17 protein-coding genes and 1 tRNA gene are annotated in these 16,126 nt (G+C 65.6%); 5 read left to right on the forward strand and 13 right to left on the reverse strand.

The features are described from left to right. Positions 1-27: 27 nt before the first annotated feature. From HCZ97_RS17320 to xylF, 6 genes are all read right to left on the reverse strand, one after another. Positions 28-1,407 carry a cytochrome-c peroxidase gene (locus HCZ97_RS17320; protein ID WP_167690360.1) on the reverse strand — a complete coding sequence of 460 codons (1,380 nt, stop codon included), beginning with the start codon at positions 1,405-1,407 and terminating at the stop codon, positions 28-30. A gap of 3 nt (positions 1,408-1,410) precedes the next feature. Next, positions 1,411-2,862: a xylulokinase gene (gene xylB / locus HCZ97_RS17325; RefSeq protein ID WP_167690362.1), complete on the reverse strand. Its 1,452-nt coding sequence runs from the start codon at positions 2,860-2,862 to the stop codon at positions 1,411-1,413. Positions 2,863-2,883: 21 nt separating this feature from the next. Next, on the reverse strand, positions 2,884-4,191 hold the full coding sequence (gene xylA / locus HCZ97_RS17330; protein WP_167690363.1) for a xylose isomerase: 1,308 nt from the start codon (positions 4,189-4,191) through the stop codon (positions 2,884-2,886). A gap of 80 nt (positions 4,192-4,271) precedes the next feature. Beyond that, positions 4,272-5,039, reverse strand: a complete 768-nt coding sequence (locus HCZ97_RS17335) for an ATP-binding cassette domain-containing protein (protein WP_167690365.1) — start codon at positions 5,037-5,039, stop codon at positions 4,272-4,274. Then, complete coding sequence (locus HCZ97_RS17340) at positions 5,039-6,331, reverse strand: sugar ABC transporter permease (RefSeq protein ID WP_167690367.1); 1,293 nt, start codon at positions 6,329-6,331, stop codon at positions 5,039-5,041. Before HCZ97_RS17340 ends, HCZ97_RS17335 begins: the two co-directional genes overlap by 1 nt. Before the next feature lie 75 nt (positions 6,332-6,406). Beyond that, positions 6,407-7,420: a D-xylose ABC transporter substrate-binding protein gene (xylF, locus tag HCZ97_RS17345; protein ID WP_167690369.1), complete on the reverse strand. Its 1,014-nt coding sequence runs from the start codon at positions 7,418-7,420 to the stop codon at positions 6,407-6,409. 187 nt (positions 7,421-7,607) lie between these two features. Here xylF and HCZ97_RS17350 point away from each other — a divergent pair, with 187 nt between their 5' ends. Continuing rightward, on the forward strand, positions 7,608-8,825 hold the full coding sequence (locus HCZ97_RS17350; RefSeq protein ID WP_167690370.1) for an ROK family transcriptional regulator: 1,218 nt from the start codon (positions 7,608-7,610) through the stop codon (positions 8,823-8,825). After that, positions 8,815-10,329, forward strand: a complete 1,515-nt coding sequence (locus HCZ97_RS17355) for a CRTAC1 family protein (RefSeq protein ID WP_167690372.1) — start codon at positions 8,815-8,817, stop codon at positions 10,327-10,329. The genes HCZ97_RS17350 and HCZ97_RS17355 overlap by 11 nt, the downstream gene beginning before the upstream one ends. 397 nt (positions 10,330-10,726) lie before the next feature. Here the strand turns inward: HCZ97_RS17355 and HCZ97_RS17360 are convergent. Then, positions 10,727-10,810, reverse strand: a tRNA-Tyr gene (locus HCZ97_RS17360). Between the two features lie 232 nt (positions 10,811-11,042). On the opposite strand from HCZ97_RS17360, the gene rlmB reads away from it, so the two are divergent. Both rlmB and HCZ97_RS17370 read left to right on the forward strand, forming a co-directional pair. Beyond that, complete coding sequence (gene rlmB / locus HCZ97_RS17365; RefSeq protein ID WP_167690374.1) at positions 11,043-11,819, forward strand: 23S rRNA (guanosine(2251)-2'-O)-methyltransferase RlmB; 777 nt, start codon at positions 11,043-11,045, stop codon at positions 11,817-11,819. 334 nt (positions 11,820-12,153) lie between these two features. Next, entirely contained in the window at positions 12,154-12,597 is a 444-nt protein-coding gene (locus tag HCZ97_RS17370; protein WP_175581765.1) for a CoA-binding protein, read from the forward strand. Positions 12,598-12,655: 58 nt separating this feature from the next. On the opposite strand, the gene HCZ97_RS17375 is transcribed toward HCZ97_RS17370, so the two are convergent. From HCZ97_RS17375 to hisA, 6 genes are all read right to left on the reverse strand, one after another. After that, the gene (locus tag HCZ97_RS17375) at positions 12,656-12,976 is read right to left on the reverse strand and encodes a phosphoribosyl-ATP diphosphatase (RefSeq protein WP_167690375.1); all 321 of its coding nucleotides are present in this window, start codon (positions 12,974-12,976) and stop codon (positions 12,656-12,658) included. Further along, a complete protein-coding gene (hisF, locus tag HCZ97_RS17380; RefSeq protein ID WP_167690377.1) occupies positions 12,973-13,734 on the reverse strand; it encodes an imidazole glycerol phosphate synthase subunit HisF in 762 nt (253 codons plus the stop codon). Before hisF ends, HCZ97_RS17375 begins: the two co-directional genes overlap by 4 nt. Before the next feature lie 85 nt (positions 13,735-13,819). Next, on the reverse strand, positions 13,820-14,050 hold the full coding sequence (locus HCZ97_RS17385) for a hypothetical protein (RefSeq protein WP_167690379.1): 231 nt from the start codon (positions 14,048-14,050) through the stop codon (positions 13,820-13,822). Beyond that, positions 14,047-14,391: a hypothetical protein gene (locus HCZ97_RS17390; protein WP_167690380.1), complete on the reverse strand. Its 345-nt coding sequence runs from the start codon at positions 14,389-14,391 to the stop codon at positions 14,047-14,049. Before HCZ97_RS17390 ends, HCZ97_RS17385 begins: the two co-directional genes overlap by 4 nt. 3 nt (positions 14,392-14,394) lie before the next feature. Continuing rightward, entirely contained in the window at positions 14,395-14,727 is a 333-nt protein-coding gene (locus HCZ97_RS17395; protein ID WP_167690382.1) for a hypothetical protein, read from the reverse strand. Between the two features lie 25 nt (positions 14,728-14,752). Further along, entirely contained in the window at positions 14,753-15,475 is a 723-nt protein-coding gene (gene hisA, locus HCZ97_RS17400; protein WP_167690384.1) for a 1-(5-phosphoribosyl)-5-[(5-phosphoribosylamino)methylideneamino]imidazole-4-carboxamide isomerase, read from the reverse strand. Positions 15,476-15,709: 234 nt separating this feature from the next. Between hisA and HCZ97_RS17405 the strand changes: the two genes are divergently transcribed. Then, positions 15,710-16,114 (forward strand): DUF2147 domain-containing protein, encoded by a 405-nt coding sequence (locus tag HCZ97_RS17405; RefSeq protein ID WP_167690385.1) that lies wholly within the window; start codon positions 15,710-15,712, stop codon positions 16,112-16,114. The last annotated feature ends 12 nt before the right edge of the window (positions 16,115-16,126 follow it).

Below are 16,126 nucleotides of genomic sequence, written 5' to 3' on the forward strand. Positions count from 1 at the left end.
CGTGCCGGGAACATGCGGCCCCTCCGCCTAACGGCCGGTCACCGGCAGGCCACTGGGTACGGAGGCCGGAACGCCAAGGCGTTCTGCCGGGTCTTCCAGGCTTTCGAGGAAGGCGATCAAGGCCGCGACATCGCTATCCGACAGGGCCGTGGGGGCAAGGCTGTTGGCGCGGGCGATGGCCTCCACCTCGGCGGCGGAGCTCTGGATCGGCAGGTCGTTCGCCCCGGGCAGGGACGGCAGGATGGCTTGCGAGATGTCGTAGCTTTGCAGGGAGCCCACCGGATCCAGGTGATGGCGGATGACGCCCTCGAGCGTGGCAAAGGCGCCGTCGTGGCCGTAGGGGGCCGTCAGGGTCACGTTGCGCAGCGATGGCGTGCGGAAGGCGAAGGCGTCAGCCAGATCGCCGGTGACGCGGAAACGACCTTCATCGCGGGAGTGGTTTTCGAAACGCGCCGCCTTGCCCGGTCCGATCTGGGGCATGGCGATGGCGTGGAAGTCATGATCGGTCTGCAGCCATCCCGCGTGGCAGGTGGCGCAATCGGCCTCGCCGTAGAACAGGTCCATCCCGCGTTGGGCATCGGGCGGCAGGCTGGCCTTGCCAGACATGGCGCGGTCGAAGGGGGCGTCGTCCGCACGCCACTCAAAGGCGATGAAATCGGCGATGACATTGGCGATGGCGGCAAAGGTGACCGGCGCGTCGGGCGCGATCTGCGCGAAGCGCTCGGCATAGGCGGGGATGGCCGCAACCCGCGCGGCAATCTTGTCCCAGGCACCGCCGGGCTGCGCCAGCAGCCCCTGGCGCACTGATTGGCTGACTTCGTTCTCGGCGTAATGCCCGGCCATCTCATCGCCCGAAAGCACCGGGAACATGGCCTGCGCGGCGAGCGGAGAGGCAAAGCCCAGGCTCATCTCCGCGCCAAGCGGGGTACGGATGCCATTGGGCTGGCTCTCGTCCAGCTCGAGGCGGCCGTCGTGGAAGAAACGGGTGAATTCCTCGGCACCCAGGTTCCAGAGGCCCGGCGCATTGCGCGGGATGCGCTGCTCGGGCAGATTCTCGGCGTTGATCTTGCGCCTGGTGCCAAGGCCGATGCCGCCATCGCCCAGCCCCAGGGAGACCCCATCGGCAGTGCCCAGGTCGGGATGGTGGCAGGTGGCGCAGCTGACCTCCTGGTTGCCAGAGAGGATCGGATCGTAAAACAGCAACTGCCCCAGCTGGACCCGCGCCATGTCGTGTTCGGGAAAGACGGGGCGGGGGCCAAGGTCGGGTAGGCCGCCGGCCTGCGCATCCTGAGCTGAAACCGCCCCGGCGAAGAGGCAGGCGAGCGCCGTGAGGGCACGCAGTGAGGGCGCGCAGGATCTCCTGGGCAAGAGATGGCTTTCGCCGGTCCTACGCGCCCTGCGGTTCATGGCTTATCCCTTGCCCGTGAGCGCGGGATAGAGCGCGCGGTAGCGGCCATAGGCGTCGTCATAGGCGGCGGTCAGCGCCTTGTCCGGCGCGATCACGTCGCCGGTCTTTGGCGGGCTCATCACCGCATCCGGAGAGGCGCCGGTCACTGCGCAGATGGCAAGCCGGGCGGCCCCCATGGCGGCGCCGAGCTCGCTGCCCGCAGGTAGCGACAGGGGTAGGTCCAGGGTGTTGGCAAGCGTGGTCAGCCAGAAGCGCGACCGTGCGCCGCCGCCGACCGCGAAGAGCGTCTCGAACTGGGCGCCGGTGCCCTTCAGCGCCTCAAGGCTGTCGCGCAGGGCGAAGCTGACGCCCTCCATGACGGCGCGGGTCAGGTCGGTGCGATCCATCGCCACGTCGAGACCGATGAAGGCGCCGCGCACGCGGGAATCGTTGTGCGGGGTGCGTTCGCCCGACAGGTAGGGCAGGAAGGTCAGGCTGGAGGGCCCGCTGGCCGTGTCGGGCAGGGCCGCGGACAGATCCGCCGGGCTTTGGCCAAGGTTGCGCGACAGCCAGTTGAGGCTGTCAGTCGCCGCCAAGATCACGCCCATCTGGTACCAGCGATCCGGCACCGCGTGGCAGAAGCTGTGCACGGCCGAGGCCGCGTCCGGCGCATAGCTGTCGCGCCCGACCATCAGCACGCCCGAGGTGCCCAGAGAGACAAAGCCGCTGCCTTCGCCCAGGGCGCCGATGCCACAGGCCGCCGCCGCGTTGTCACCAGCGCCGCCGGCGACGATGACGGGACCCGTCAGACCCCAGTCCGCGCAGAGCGTCTCGCGCAGGTTGCCGCCGGGGGCGGCGCCTTCGACAAGCTCGGGCATCTGGTCGCGGCGCATGCCCCCCGCCGCCAGCGCGGCCTCTGACCAGTCGCGCGCGCCCACGTCCAGCCAGGCGGTGCCCGCGCTGTCGGACATGTCCGAGATATGCTCTCCGGTCAGCCAGAGGCGCAGGTAGTCCTTGGGCAAAAGCACCTTGGCGACCTTGGCAAAGACCTCTGGCTCGTGCTTTGCGACCCAGGCCAGTTTCGGTGCGGTGAAGCCGGGGAAGACGATATTGCCGGTGATCTCGCGGATGCTATCCGTGGCGTCGAGTGCCGCGGCCTCATCGGTGGAGCGGGTATCGTTCCACAGGATGCAGGGGCGCAGCACCTTGTCATCGGCATCGATCAGCGTCGCGCCATGCATGTGGCCGCTGATCCCGATGCCCTTCATCTGGGCAAAGGCCGCAGGGGCCTTGGCCTTTACCGCCGTGATGGTGGTCTTGCAGGCTTCGACCCAGTCGGCGGGGTCCTGTTCCGACCACCCGGCGTGCGGGTGGTCGACATCGAATGCGGCTTCGGCATCTGCCAGAACCGCGCCATCCTCGTTGATGAGGATGGCGCGCAGGCCAGAGGTTCCGAGGTCGAGACCAAGATACATGTCTTGTCCTTCTTTCAGCAATCAGACGAAGCGATTGACGTAGTTTTCAAGGATCTCCTGACGACCCGACCTGGGCGCGGGGTTGATCCCTTCAGAAAGCACCCGCTCGGTGATGGAGGCAAGGTCGCTGTCCAGCATGGCGCTGGCTTCGGGCGTTTGCCAACCGGCATAGCGGGTGTTCAGAGCCTCTTCCAGGCCACCGTCCTCGATCATGGCGGCGGCGGCCTTCAGTCCACGGGCGCAGATGTCCATGCCGCCGACATGGGCGGCGATCAGGTCTTCGGCCTCCAGCGACTGGCGGCGCAGCTTGGCGTCGAAGTTGGTGCCGCCCTGGGTGAAACCACCGGACTTCAGCACATGGTAATAGGCCAGCGCGACTTCGGGCGTGTTGTTGGGGAACTGGTCGGTATCCCAGCCTGACTGGTAATCGTTGCGGTTCATGTCGATGGAGCCCAGCATCCCCTCGGACGCGGCCAGCGCCAGCTCGTGTTCGAAGCTGTGACCTGCCAGGATGGCGTGGCCCTGTTCGATGTTCAGCTTCACCTCGTTCTCCAGCCCGTACTTGCGCAGGAAGCCGATGCAGGTGGCCACGTCGAAGTCATACTGGTGCTTTGAGGGTTCCTGGGGCTTCGGTTCCACCAGGATCTGGCCCTTGAAGCCGATCTTGTGCTTGTAGTCCACGACCATGTTGAGGAAGCGGCCCATGTGGTCCAGTTCCTGCGTGAGGTCCGTGTTCAGCAGGGTCTCATAGCCTTCGCGGCCGCCCCAGAGCACGTAGTTCGCACCGCCCATCTTATGGGTCGCATCCATGCAGGATTTCACCGTGGCGGCGGCAAAGGCAAAGACATCGGGATCCGGGTTGGTCGAAGCACCTGACATCCAGCGGCGGTGGCTGAACATGTTGGCGGTGCCCCAAAGCAGCTTGGTCTTTGAGCCTTCCATCTTCTCGCCGAGGTAGTCGGTGATTTCCTCAAGCGTGGAGAGGTTGCCGGCAAAGCTGCCCTGGTCGGGGCGCACGTCCGCGTCGTGCCAGCAGAAGAAGGGGGCGTCCAGGATGTCGAACATCTCGAAGGCCACGTCGGCCTTTTGCTTGGCGCGGCCCATGTCGTCCTGCGGATACCAGGGGCGTTCGAAGGTGGCTCCGCCGAAGGGGTCGCCGCCTTCCCAGGCGAAGCTGTGCCAGTAGGCGACGGCAAAGCGCAGGTGATCTTCCATGCGCTTGCCCATGACGACCTCGTTGGGGTTGTAGTGGCGGAAGGCCAGCGGATTGGTGCTGTCCGGCCCCTCGTAGGTGACCTTGGAAATGCCGTCGAAGAATCCTGTGCTCACTGTCTTGGTCCTTGGCAGAGTGGGAGGAGCGCCCCGACCGGGGCCGGGGCGCTTGGGAGAAATTGAAAAAGGTGGTCCGGTCAGGAGGCGTCGGCGGGCTCCGGGCGCTTGCCCAGGATGATCATCGACAGGATGTCCTCGTCCGTGACCTTGTCCACGTCGACCGTGCCGACAAGCTGGCCGTTCTTCATGACCGAGGCACGGTCGCAGAGGTTCATCACCGAATGCACATCGTGTTCGATCAGGAAGATCCCGATGCCCTGCTCCTTGAGCTGTTCGATCAGCTCCGCGACCATCTGGGTTTCCTGCGGCCCAAGCGCGGCGGTGGGTTCGTCCATGACCAGGATGCGGGCGTTGAAATAGACCGCGCGGGCAATGGCGACCGACTGGCGCTGACCGCCCGAGAGCGCTTTCACAGGGGCGTTGAACTTTTTGAAGTTGGGATTGAGCCGCGCCATGATCTTGCGCGTTTCAGCCTCCATACGGGCGTCGTCGACCAGCCCGGTGGGGGTGATCAGTTCCCGGCCCAGGAAGAGGTTGGAGGCCGCATCAAGGTTATCGGCCAGGGCCAGCGTCTGGTAGATCGTCTCGATGTTATGGCCCCGCGCGTCGCGGGGGTTCTGGATGTCGACCAGCTTGCCATCAACGTAGATCTCTCCGGCATCCATCTTGTAGGCGCCGGACAGGCACTTGATCAGCGTCGACTTGCCGGCGCCGTTGTGACCCAGAAGGCCGACGACCTCACCGGGGTAGAGGTCGATGGTGACGTGGTCGACGGCCTTGATCCCGCCGAAGGAGACCGAGACATCGCGCATTTCGACCAGGGGGGTTCCGCTGCGGTCAACCATTACACGTCTCCGGTTCGTTTGCGGTAGATGATATCGACCAGCACCGCCAGCACGAGGACACCGCCGACGACGATGTTCTGGAAGGGTGCGTCGACGCCGACCATCGCCATGCCCGATTGCAGCGACTGCATGATCAGCGCGCCCAGGATGGCGCCGTAGATCGTGCCGATGCCACCCGCCAGCGCAGTGCCACCGATGACGGCCGCCGCGATCACGCGCAGTTCGTCCAGGGTGCCGATGTCATTAGAGTGGAACGACAGGCGGGCCGAGGCGACCATGCCGGCCAGCGCGCAGAGCAGGCCCATGATGGCAAAGACCTTGACCGTCAGAAGCCGGGTGTTGATGCCGGAAAGCTCTGCCGCGTCGGGGTTGCCGCCGGTGGCGAAGATGTAGCGCCCCAGGCGGGTGCGGCGGGCCACGACGGTCATGACGACGGCGATGGCGATCAGGATCAGCACGGAGATCGGGATGCCGTAGCCCTGGGTGAAGCCTTCGGGCATGACCTCTCCGCGGGCCTCGAATTCGCGGGCCAGGACGCGGGTGGGGACCGAATAGGCGTTCAGCGTGGCGACGAACCCAAGGATCAGCACGGCGGACAGGCCCATCAGCGTGGCCTCTGCCCAGACGGGCTTGACCGGGAATTCATGCGCGATACGGGCGCGGCGGGCCTGAAGGATGCCGTAGCAGGCCGCGGCAACCGCGATCACGCCCAGGATCCAGCTTGCGGTGGTGCCCAGCGTGCCGCCGATGCCGCCAAGCTTCTGGAAGGTGTCATCGAGCGGGCCGATGGTCTGACCGCTGGTCAGGTACCAGGCCACGTTGCGCCAGACGAGGAAACCGCCAAGGGTCACGATGAAGGCCGGGATCGCCAGGTAGCCGACCAGCCAGCCGTGGAACGCCCCGATCAGACCCCCTGCCAGCAGGCCGACCAGGATGGCCACGGGGGCCATCAGCGGGCTGCCGTAATCGATCCCGATCCCGGGAAGGATCTGTGTCTGCATGATCGCCATGATGGCCGAGCAGGTCGCCAGAAGGGCACCAACGCTCAGGTCGATGTGCCGCGTCACGATGACGAAGACCATGCCGGTGGCCATGATCGCCACGCTGACCGTCTGGATCGTCAGGTTGAAGATGTTGCGTGGTGTGAGAAACCGACCATCTGTCAGGACGTTGAACACGATGCAGACCAGAACGAATGCGCCCACCATGCCCAGCAGGCGGGTATCGAATTCGAGTGTCTTGAAGATGTTCTTCCGTCCTTGCGACGTGCCGGAGGCGCTGGCGTCTGCCATTGTGACCTCGGTTCTGAATGTTAGGGCTGTGACCCCCGCCGAAGCGGGCGGAGGCCACATCGGGTGTGGACAGGATCAGTTACAGGGGGCGGGGCCTTCGGTGACGCCCTGGCACAGCGCATCCTTTTCGATCCAGCCGGCGTCGACGACAACGGTCAGGTTCTCGGCGGTCACGGGAACCGGCTCAAGGAACTTGGCCGTCAGCGTGGTGCCCGCGGGCGAGGTCCATTCCTGGGCGCCTTCGATGTCACCGGGGGCGGTGCCGCTGGCCAGGGAGATGGCGATCTCGCCCGCTGCCTTGCCGAGCGCGCGGGCGTCCTTCCAGACGGAGACGGTCTGGGTGCCGCGTGCCACGCGGTTCAGGGCGGCATGGTCACCGTCCTGGCCAGAGACCGGCAGCCCCTCGAGGCCCTGGGCGGTCAGCGCGGCCACGACACCACCGGCGGTGCCGTCGTTGGAGGCCACGACCGCATCGACATTGTTGTCGTTGGCGGTCAGGATCTGCTCCATGTTGCGCTGTGCGTTGGCCGGCAGCCAGCCGTCGGTGTAGGCTTCGTCGACAATGGTGATGTCACCGGAGTCGATGGCGGCCTGCAGCACTTCCTGCTGACCACCGCGCAGGAAGTCCGCGTTGGGATCGGTGGGCGAGCCCTTGATCATCACGTAGTTGCCGGTCGGCTGGGCCTCGAACACGGCGCGCGCCTGCATGCGGCCGACTTCCACGTTGTCGAAGGTCAGGTAGAAGGCACGGTCATCTTCGATCAGGCGGTCATAGGCGATGACCGGGATGCCTTCGTTGGCAGCGGCGTTCACGGCGGGGATGATCGCCTGGGGGTCCTGCGCCAAGATCACCAGAACATCGGCGCCCTGTGCGACAAGGCTTTCCACGTCCGACAGCTGCTTGGACGAGGACGACTGCGCGTCAGCCGAGATGTACTCTCCGCCGGCGGCTTCGATGGCGGCCACGATGGCGGCCTCGTCCGTCTTCCAGCGTTCTTCCTGGAAATTCGACCAGCTCACGCCGACGGTTTGCGCGAATGCACCGGTGCCAAGCACCATGGCGATCGCCGTTGTTGCGATAAGTTTCATTGGTATCCTCCCAAATACACGACCGGTTTTTTCGATCGGCAAGCTCGTTGCCCAAGCATGATTCGAACCTCCGCGAATCTCCCTGGCATCGCTATCTTGCACATTTTTTTCAGCGAAAAAATTTAATTTATTTTATCCGCCAAAATAACACTGGAAACGGCGGGGCGTATAATCGAAGGTTGCCCCCATGATGACGGAACGCCCCCAGACCTACGACCTTGATGCCCGTGAATTGACCCGTTTGCGGGCCTTCCAATGCATTCGGGAGGCGGGTCAGATTTCACGCACCGATATTGCCAAAGCGCTAAATAGCAGTCCGGCGACGGTGACCTCGGCCTGTGGTGCGCTGCTGGAGGCGGGGTTGATCCGCGACGTGGAGGCCGAGCGCCCCGATGCCACGCAGCGGGGCCGCCCGCGCGTGATGCTGGAGGTGAACGGAGAGGCGCTTGCCGTGGCCGGGATCAAGGTCGCGCGCCATGCGATCCATGTCACGGTGGTGGATTTCAAGGGGGTGGAGCTTGGCTCTCATCTGGCGCCGCTTGCCGCCTCCTGCATGCCGGCCGAGGCGCTGGTGCTGGCGGTGCGCCGGGCGCTGGATGATGCCTGCGCCGCGCTCGATCTTTCGGTGGATGCAGTGGCGGGCGTGGCGCTTGGCCTGCCGGGGTTCATCAACGGAGAAATCGGCTTCATGCATTGGTCGTCCTCCGTGCGGGAACGCAATGTCGATTTCATGCCCCTGTTCGCCAAGTACCTGCCATGCCCAGCTTTTCTTGAGAATGACGCCAACCTTGTCGCCAAGGCAGAGCAGTTCTTCGGGGCAGGGCGGGGGCTGCGAAATTTCCTGGTGGTGACCATTGAACATGGCGTCGGCATGGGCATTGTGCAGAACGGCCAGCTCTACCGCGGAGAGCGCGGGTGCGGGGCGGAGTTCGGGCACATGAAGGTGCAGTTCGAAGGGGCCGTCTGCCAGTGTGGGCAGCGTGGTTGCCTTGAGGCCTACGTGGGGGATTACGCGCTGATCCGCGATGCCTCTGTCGGGCGGCAGGGGGAGGCCTACAAGAGCCTGACCGACATCATGGAGGCTGCGCGGGCGGGGGACCGGCTGTCCCATGAGGTGCTGGAGCGTGCCTCCAGGATACTGGGCGTGGCCCTGGCCAGCCTGGTGAACCTGTTCGACCCGCAGCACATCGTCATCGCGCGGTTGCGGCCCCGCTTTGACGAGGTTCATTCGCAGGCGATGATGGATGCACTGCAGCGCAACACGGTGCAGGTGGATGCGCCGCTACCGGGGATCACGGTGCGCCACCTGGATGAAACCATGTGGGCGCGTGGGGCGGCGGCCCATGGGATCGAGCGGGTCTCGATCCTCAAGATTCGGGCAAGAGGGGATCAGGATGCTGCGTAAGCTCATGGTATTGATCGCGCTTCCGGGCCTTGCCGTGGCAGAGCCCATGGCGCCGCGTTTCGCCCCCGTCCAGATCGCGCCGCATGTCTATGACGGGGGCTGGGAGCACTTCGTGGGCGGTGGCGTCGCGGCCTTTGATTGCGATGGGGACAGGCTGCCGGAGCTTTACGCCGCCGGGGGCAGCAACCCGGCCACGCTGTTCCGCAACCGCTCTGAAGAGGGTGTCGCGTTTGAGGCGCAAACACCTGAAATCCTTATGATAAAGGGCGTGACAGGGGCCTATCCGCTGGACATCGACGGGGACGGAATCCTTGACCTTGCGGTGTTGCGCGTGGGGCAGGACCGGCTATTGCGCGGGCTGGGGAACTGCGCCTTCGAGGCGTTCGACCCGGCGCTCGGCTTTGCCTCCGGCGATCACTGGACCACCGCCTTTTCAGCGACCTGGGAGGCGGGGCAAAGCCTGCCGACCCTGGCCTTCGGGACCTATGTCGACCGCTCCGATCCGGAGGGGCCGTTCGAGGCCTGCGACGATACCTTGCTTTACCGCCCCACGGGCACTTCCTATGGGCCGGCGATCCGGCTGACGCCGGGGTTCTGCGCCCTGTCGATGCTGTTTTCGGACTGGAACCGCTCTGGCCGGGCGGATCTGCGGGTGTCCAATGACCGGCATTACTATGTCCGGGGCGGCCAGGAGCAGATGTGGGCTATGGAAGAGATGCCGCGCCTCTACGGGCAGGACGAAGGCTGGCAGCCCTATTCGATCTGGGGGATGGGCATTGCGTCGCGCGATGTGACGGGGGATGGCCTGCCGGATGTCTACCTGACCTCCATGGGCGATCAGAAATTCCAGGAATTCGACGCAGAGGCCGGCGGCCCCACCTGGCGCGATGCGACCTATGCGCGGGGCACCACGGCGCACCGCCCGCACCTTGGCAGTGACGGGCGCCCTTCGACCGGGTGGCACGCGGCTTTTGGCGATGTGAACAACGACGGGCTGGACGATATCTTCGTGGCCAAGGGCAATGTCGAACAGATGCCGGATGCGGCGATGGAGGATCCCAATTCGCTGCTCATGCAGGACAGCGAGGGGCAATTCACAGAGCAGGCGGCAGAAGCCGGGGTGGCCTCCATGGCGCGGGCGCGGGGGGCGGCGCTGGTGGATCTGGACAACGATGGCTGGCTTGACCTGGCGGTGGTGAACCGGCGTGCGGCGCTGGAAGTCTATGAGAACACCGGGGGTGAGGGGCAGTCGGTTCTGGTCGAAGTCATTGGGAATGCACCGAATTCCGGCGCGGTGGGAAGCTTTGTCGAGCTGCGCACAGAGAGCGGCGTGCAGACCCGGGAGATCATGATCGGCGGTGGCCATGCCAGCGGGCATGCCGGTTTGCAGCACTTCGGGTTGGGCGATGCAGCGCGGGCCGAGCTGCGGGTGATCTGGCCGGACGGGGAAACCTCTGACTGGCAGGAGGTGGAGGCCGGGGAGATCGTGTCGGTTTCTCGGTAACGGGTTCCGTTTCTCGCGCGAATCAAAGAAATTATAATTAATTCAATGACTTAATGTCATTTTGGCGCGCAGAGACCGAATCCTGCCTGCGAACCCATGCGCTGGGGGCTGCGCTGGGGCGGTGGGTGCCTGGCCGTGAGAGTCTTTTACCACGAGGGCTGTTGCGCAATCGTGACCGGCCCGTTCATGACGCGCGGCCCGCGAATTCTCGGTCAAAGGATCGGCGTGGAGGGGGGATTGCCTGGACGGGTGTCTGCGCCCTAGCGGGGTGTGGCTTTGGAGCCAATCACGGCCCTGCAAAGGCAGGACGTTCGGCGGGCGTGCAAGCGGAGACAACGCAGCGCGCCACCGGCGGCGCAAACCACCAACCCGTTGAAACCTAAATGAAAAGGGGGGATGGTGGGCGACCCTGGAATCGAACCAGGCATGGGTCTCCCCGGCGGAGTTACAGTCCGCTGCCGCACCTTGCAGCTCGTCGCCCTGATCGTCCGGAGCGTTGCTCCCGTCGACCGTGGGGGGGTGATTACCGGGGTGCCGGGGGGGCGTCAACAGGAAATTCGCACTTCCTGAGCTTGCGAGACCATGACGTAGCGCGTAGGAGGCGGGATGTCCCGAAATCGGGTATAATTCACGTCGGTGCCGCGTCTGTAATGCGTCGGTATCACGTCGGTATTACGTCGGTGCGCAGCGCGCAGGTGCTTAACGGAGTGTTCATGAAGAAGCCGAAGTGGGTGATCGAGAAAGAGCAGGCCAAACGCGCCAGCGCGGCGGAGACCGTCTGGCTTTTCGGCCTTCACGCGGTGCGCGATGCGCTGGAGAATCCGGCGCGGGAAAAACTGCGCCTGATCGTGACGCGCAACGCCCATGACAAGCTGGCCGAGTCGATCGCCGCCGCCGGCATCGAGCCCGAGATGAGCGACCCGCGCAAGTTCGCCGCGCCGCTGGATCCGCAATCGGTGCACCAGGGTGCCGCGCTTGAGGTCAAGCCGCTGGACTGGGGCAGCCTGGCAGAGCGCTGCCTGGGCGATGGCACACGCCCGCCGCGCGCGCTGCTGCTGGACCGGGTGACAGATCCCCATAACGTCGGCGCGATCCTGCGCTCTGCCGAGGTCTTCGGCGCCTCTGCGGTCATCGCGCCGCGTCACCATTCGGCGCCCGAAACCGGCGCGCTGGCCAAGACCGCCAGCGGGGCGCTGGAACGCCAGCCTTACCTGCGGGTGCGCAACCTGGCCGATGCCATCGCCGAGCTGCAGAAGATGGGCTACATGGTGCTGGGCCTGGCCGGAGAGGCCGAGCAGACCATCGAAGAGGTCGTGGCCCCGATCCGGGATCGCCCGATTGCCCTGGTGCTGGGCGCGGAAGGGCCGGGCCTGCGTCAGAAGACGCGCGAATCCTGCGATGCGCTGGTGCGGATCGAATTCGCCGGGGCCTTCGGATCGCTGAACGTTTCGAATGCCTCAGCGATTGCGCTTTATGCAACCGTGCGTTGAGCTCGGCGAGAGCTCTTCCTGAACGTACATTTCTTTTAAGAACTCGTTCACAATCTTATTACAGCCTATTCACATCCGATGGGCCTAGACTACCTATCGTTTAGAAGCGCCGGCACGGAACGCCGGTGTTTCCTTTCACTGTCCCTCGTTCCGCACTGGCGCCCAAGACAGCTTGGGCGCCTTTTTTTATCCGCGATGGGGTGGTTTCAATTCCGGTGATTTAAGTCCGCGGCCTGTTTTGAGCAGGTTTTGATTGCGGGTCTGCATCGGGGCGGGGGCGCCTTTGCAGGGATTTGGGATTGCCTGCGCCTGTTAATGGCACATGATTCCCCTCATGGAACATATCGAAGATATCAGCGACTCATTCATGCGGACAGTTCTGGACCGGACCAAGGTCATTGTCCTGGTCGGGGCCTCTGCCAATCCCGAGCGGCCCAGTTACCGCGTCATGGAGTTCCTCTTGTCCCGTGGCTACCGGGTGATCCCGGTCAATCCGGGCCAGGCAGGCAAGGAGATCCTGGGCCAGCCGGTCCTGGAATCGCTTGAGGCCGTGGCGGCGGAATGCGGGGCAGAGGTCCAGATGCTGGACATCTTCCGCAAGTCCGAGGCCGTACCCGCCCTGGTTGAAAATGCCCTTGGCCTCTTTCCGGGGCTGGAGACGGTCTGGATGCAGCTTGGGGTGATCAGCGACGAGGCCGCGATGATGGCGCGGGCCGCAGGCGTGGACGTGGTGATGGACCGCTGCCCCAAGATCGAGATCGAGCGGCTGGCCCTCTGACGGCTGGCTGACTGGGCCTCAGGGTGCCCGTCTTGGGCCGTCTGTCGGGATAATGCGGTCAGGATTTCGGGCGGGCGGCCTTTTCGGTGATGCCCGAGGTGCCTTCGCGCGCTTCCAGCACCTTCAGCACATCCGCGAAGGCCACGTCGCGCGCGGCCAGCATGACCAGCATGTGATACAGCACATCGGCGCATTCGGAGGCAAGCTTGTCCCGGTCGCCCTTCACCGCCTCGATGATGGCTTCCACGGCCTCTTCACCGAATTTCTCGGCGCATTTCTCAGGGCCCTTGGAGAGCAGCTTGGCGGTCCAGGAGGTTTCTGGATCCGCGCCCTTGCGGGAGTCGATCGTAGCGCTGAGCTGGGTCAGGATATCGGTCATGCGAACCTCACGGGGATGCCGGCGGCGGCCATGTGATCCTTGGCCTGGCGGATCGTGTATTCACCGAAGTGGAAGATGGAGGCGGCCAGCACCGCAGAGGCGCCGCCTTCGGTCACGCCTTCGACCAGGTGATCCAGCGTGCCGACGCCGCCGGAGGCGATGACCGGCACGTTGACCGCATCCGAGATCGCGCGGGTGAGCGGCAGGTTGAAGCCCGAGCGCGTGCCGTCGCGGTCCATGGAGGTCAGCAGGATCTCCCCCGCGCCCTTGGCGGCGACCAGGCGGGCGAATTCCACCGCGTCGATGCCGGTGGGCTTGCGCCCGCCATGGGTGAAGATCTCCCACTTGCCGGGGGCGACGGTCTTGGCGTCGATGGCGCAGACGATGCATTGCGATCCGAAGTGGTCGGCGGCGCGCGCGATCACGTCCGGGTCGGCCACGGCGGCGGAGTTGAAGGAGACCTTGTCCGCGCCTGCCAGCAGCAGGGCGCGCACATCGGCCACGGTGCGTACGCCACCGCCCACGGTCAGGGGGATGTAGCATTGCTCTGCCGTGCGGGTGACCACGTCGAACATGGTGCCGCGGTTTTCATGGGTGGCGTGGATGTCGAGGAAGCAGAGCTCATCCGCGCCGGCGGCGTCATAGGCGCGGGCGGCATCCACCGGGTCGCCGGCATCGCGCAGGTCGACGAAGTTGACGCCCTTGACCACGCGGCCGTCGGCCACGTCCAGGCAGGGGATGATGCGGGTCTTGAGCATGGCGATCTCTCTGTCCGGGGTCTTGCTGCGCGCCCCCCGGTTTTCTTACGCAGCGCAGGGGCAGGATGCAATCAACTGGGGCCGGTCAGCGCGGGGCCTTCGGCAAGGCCAGGACGGTGAGCGCCCGGGTCACCACCCAGAGAAGCGCCACGCCGCTGGCAAGGGGCAGCAGGACCAGCGGGCTCCAGGCTGCCAGCAGCTGGGCCAGGGAGGGCTCCGGCCCCTGCGGCAGGAGACGGGCGGCAAGGGCCAGCCCGGCACAGAGCAGCAGCGGCGCGAGGGTGCCCCAGAGCGCGGCGCGGTCGATGGCGCTCATCGCGCGCCCTCGCGGTAGCGGGTAAAGGCCTCGAGCACGATGGCGAGGATCAGCAGGACCGGCCCGATCGAGAGATAGGCCACCACCGAGAAGAGGATGGCGGGCGCCAGGGTGTTGAAGATCTTGACCACGAAGCCCGGGCCCATGCAGGCGGCAAAGCCCGTCATGAGGTCCCCCGCGCAGAGGCTGGCGGCGATGACCGAGAACGCCACGGCAAGCGCGAAGAAGAGCCCGCCCACGCGCAGGATCCAGAAGGCCGCGCGGTTGTGGCAGCGCCCGGCCAGCAGCCAGGCGGCCAGGGGCACGAGGATCATCAGGGAGGAGGTGAGGGCCTGGGACATCAGTCAGCCTTTCGTTTGTGAACCGGAGCGGCGCGCCCGAAAGAGCAGCCTGATGAGGCGCAGCACGCCCCAGAGCATGAGGATACTGAACGAGGTCGGCAGCATCAAAAGCCCGCCCCAGGCCGCGAAGACCCCGCTGGTATAGGCAAATTCCGCCAGTTCCTGTCCGGCGATGACGCAGGAATGGGCAGAGCCTTCGTCGATCTGGCATCCGGCGTAGGACAGGCCCATCGTGATGATGATCGACAGGATCCAGATCAGCACCGGCGCGAGGGCCAGCACGAGGAGGGTCCTGTCAAGGATGCGCCAGAATCGGGCGCGTGCCGCAGTGGCCATGGGTGTGCCTCCCTGTTTCCGGCCCTCAGCCTTTCAGGATCGCGAGGGCGTCTGCAAGGTCGATCGCCCCGTCATAGAGCGCACGGCCCGAGATCGCGCCGTTCAGCGGTGCGCCGCAGTCCTTGAGCGCGCGCAGGTCCGCAAGCGAGGAGACCCCGCCCGAGGCGATCACCGGGATCGAGACCGCGTTGCCCAGTTCTGCCGTGGCGGTGACGTTGGGCCCCTGCATGGCGCCGTCGCGGTTGATGTCGGTGTAGATGATGGCGGCCACGCCGGCGTCCTCGAACGACCGGGCCAGGTCGATCACGCGGACTTCGGTCTCTTCCGCCCAGCCCTTGGTGGCGACAAAGCCGTTGCGCGCGTCGATGCCCACGGCGACCTGGCCGGGGAAAGCGCGGGCGGCCTCTTTCACAAGGGCGGGGTTTTCCACCGCGACGGTGCCGAGGATCACGCGGGCCAGGCCCTTTTCGAGCCAGCGTTCGATGGTGGCCATGTCGCGGATGCCGCCGCCAAGCTGGGCGGGCACCTTGCAGCGTTCCAGGATCGCTTCGACCGGGGCGGCGTTGACCGGTTCACCGGCGAAGGCGCCGTTGAGATCCACTAGGTGCAGCCATTCGCAGCCTGCCTCCACGAACTCCATCGCCTGGGCGGCCGGGTCGTCATTGAAGATGGTGGCCTTGTCCATGTCTCCCTTGAACAGGCGCACGGCCTGTCCGTCCTTCAGGTCGATGGCGGGATAGAGGATCATCTGCGGGCCCTTTCGTCTGGTCGGTAGGCTTTTGCACGGGGGCGGCGCGGAATGCAATGGAGCGGTGACGCAGCGTGCTGCTTGCCAGGTGGCGCGGGGCTGGCCCAGCATTGCGGGCAGGGCGCCCGTGACCGGGGTCGTCGCCTCCGGCGGGAGTTTTCCGGCAAGAAGAAGGGGCGGCGGCGCGCGGTAGCCGGAGGAGGCAGGGCGCCGGCACCATGAAGGAGGAGCGACATGGGTTTCATTGCGAAAGGGATCATTGCGAAAGCCGTCACGGCGGCGGGGATCGCGCTGCTGGCCGGGGGCGCGCTGGCGGACCCGGTGGAGGGGATCTGGCAGACCGAGGTGGATGATGGGGCCTATGCCCATGTCAGGATGGGGCCCTGCGGGCAGAAGATCTGCGGGGTGATCAGCCGGACCTTCGATGCCTCTGGCGAATATGACAGCGAGAACAAGGGCAAGGCCATTGTCTGGGACATGGTGCCGAAGGGGGGCGGCGCCTATGGCGATGGCAATATCTGGCAGCCCTCGACCGGGAAGGTCTATCGATCGAAGATGATGCTGGAAGGGGCGCGGCTGAAGGTCTCTGGCTGTGTCGGGCCCTTCTGCAAGAGCCAGGCCTGGAGCCGGGTGAAGTAAGGGGCATACGAA

The organism is Pseudooceanicola sp. HF7 (assembly GCF_011806405.1).
GTDB lineage: Bacteria > Pseudomonadota > Alphaproteobacteria > Rhodobacterales > Rhodobacteraceae > Pseudooceanicola.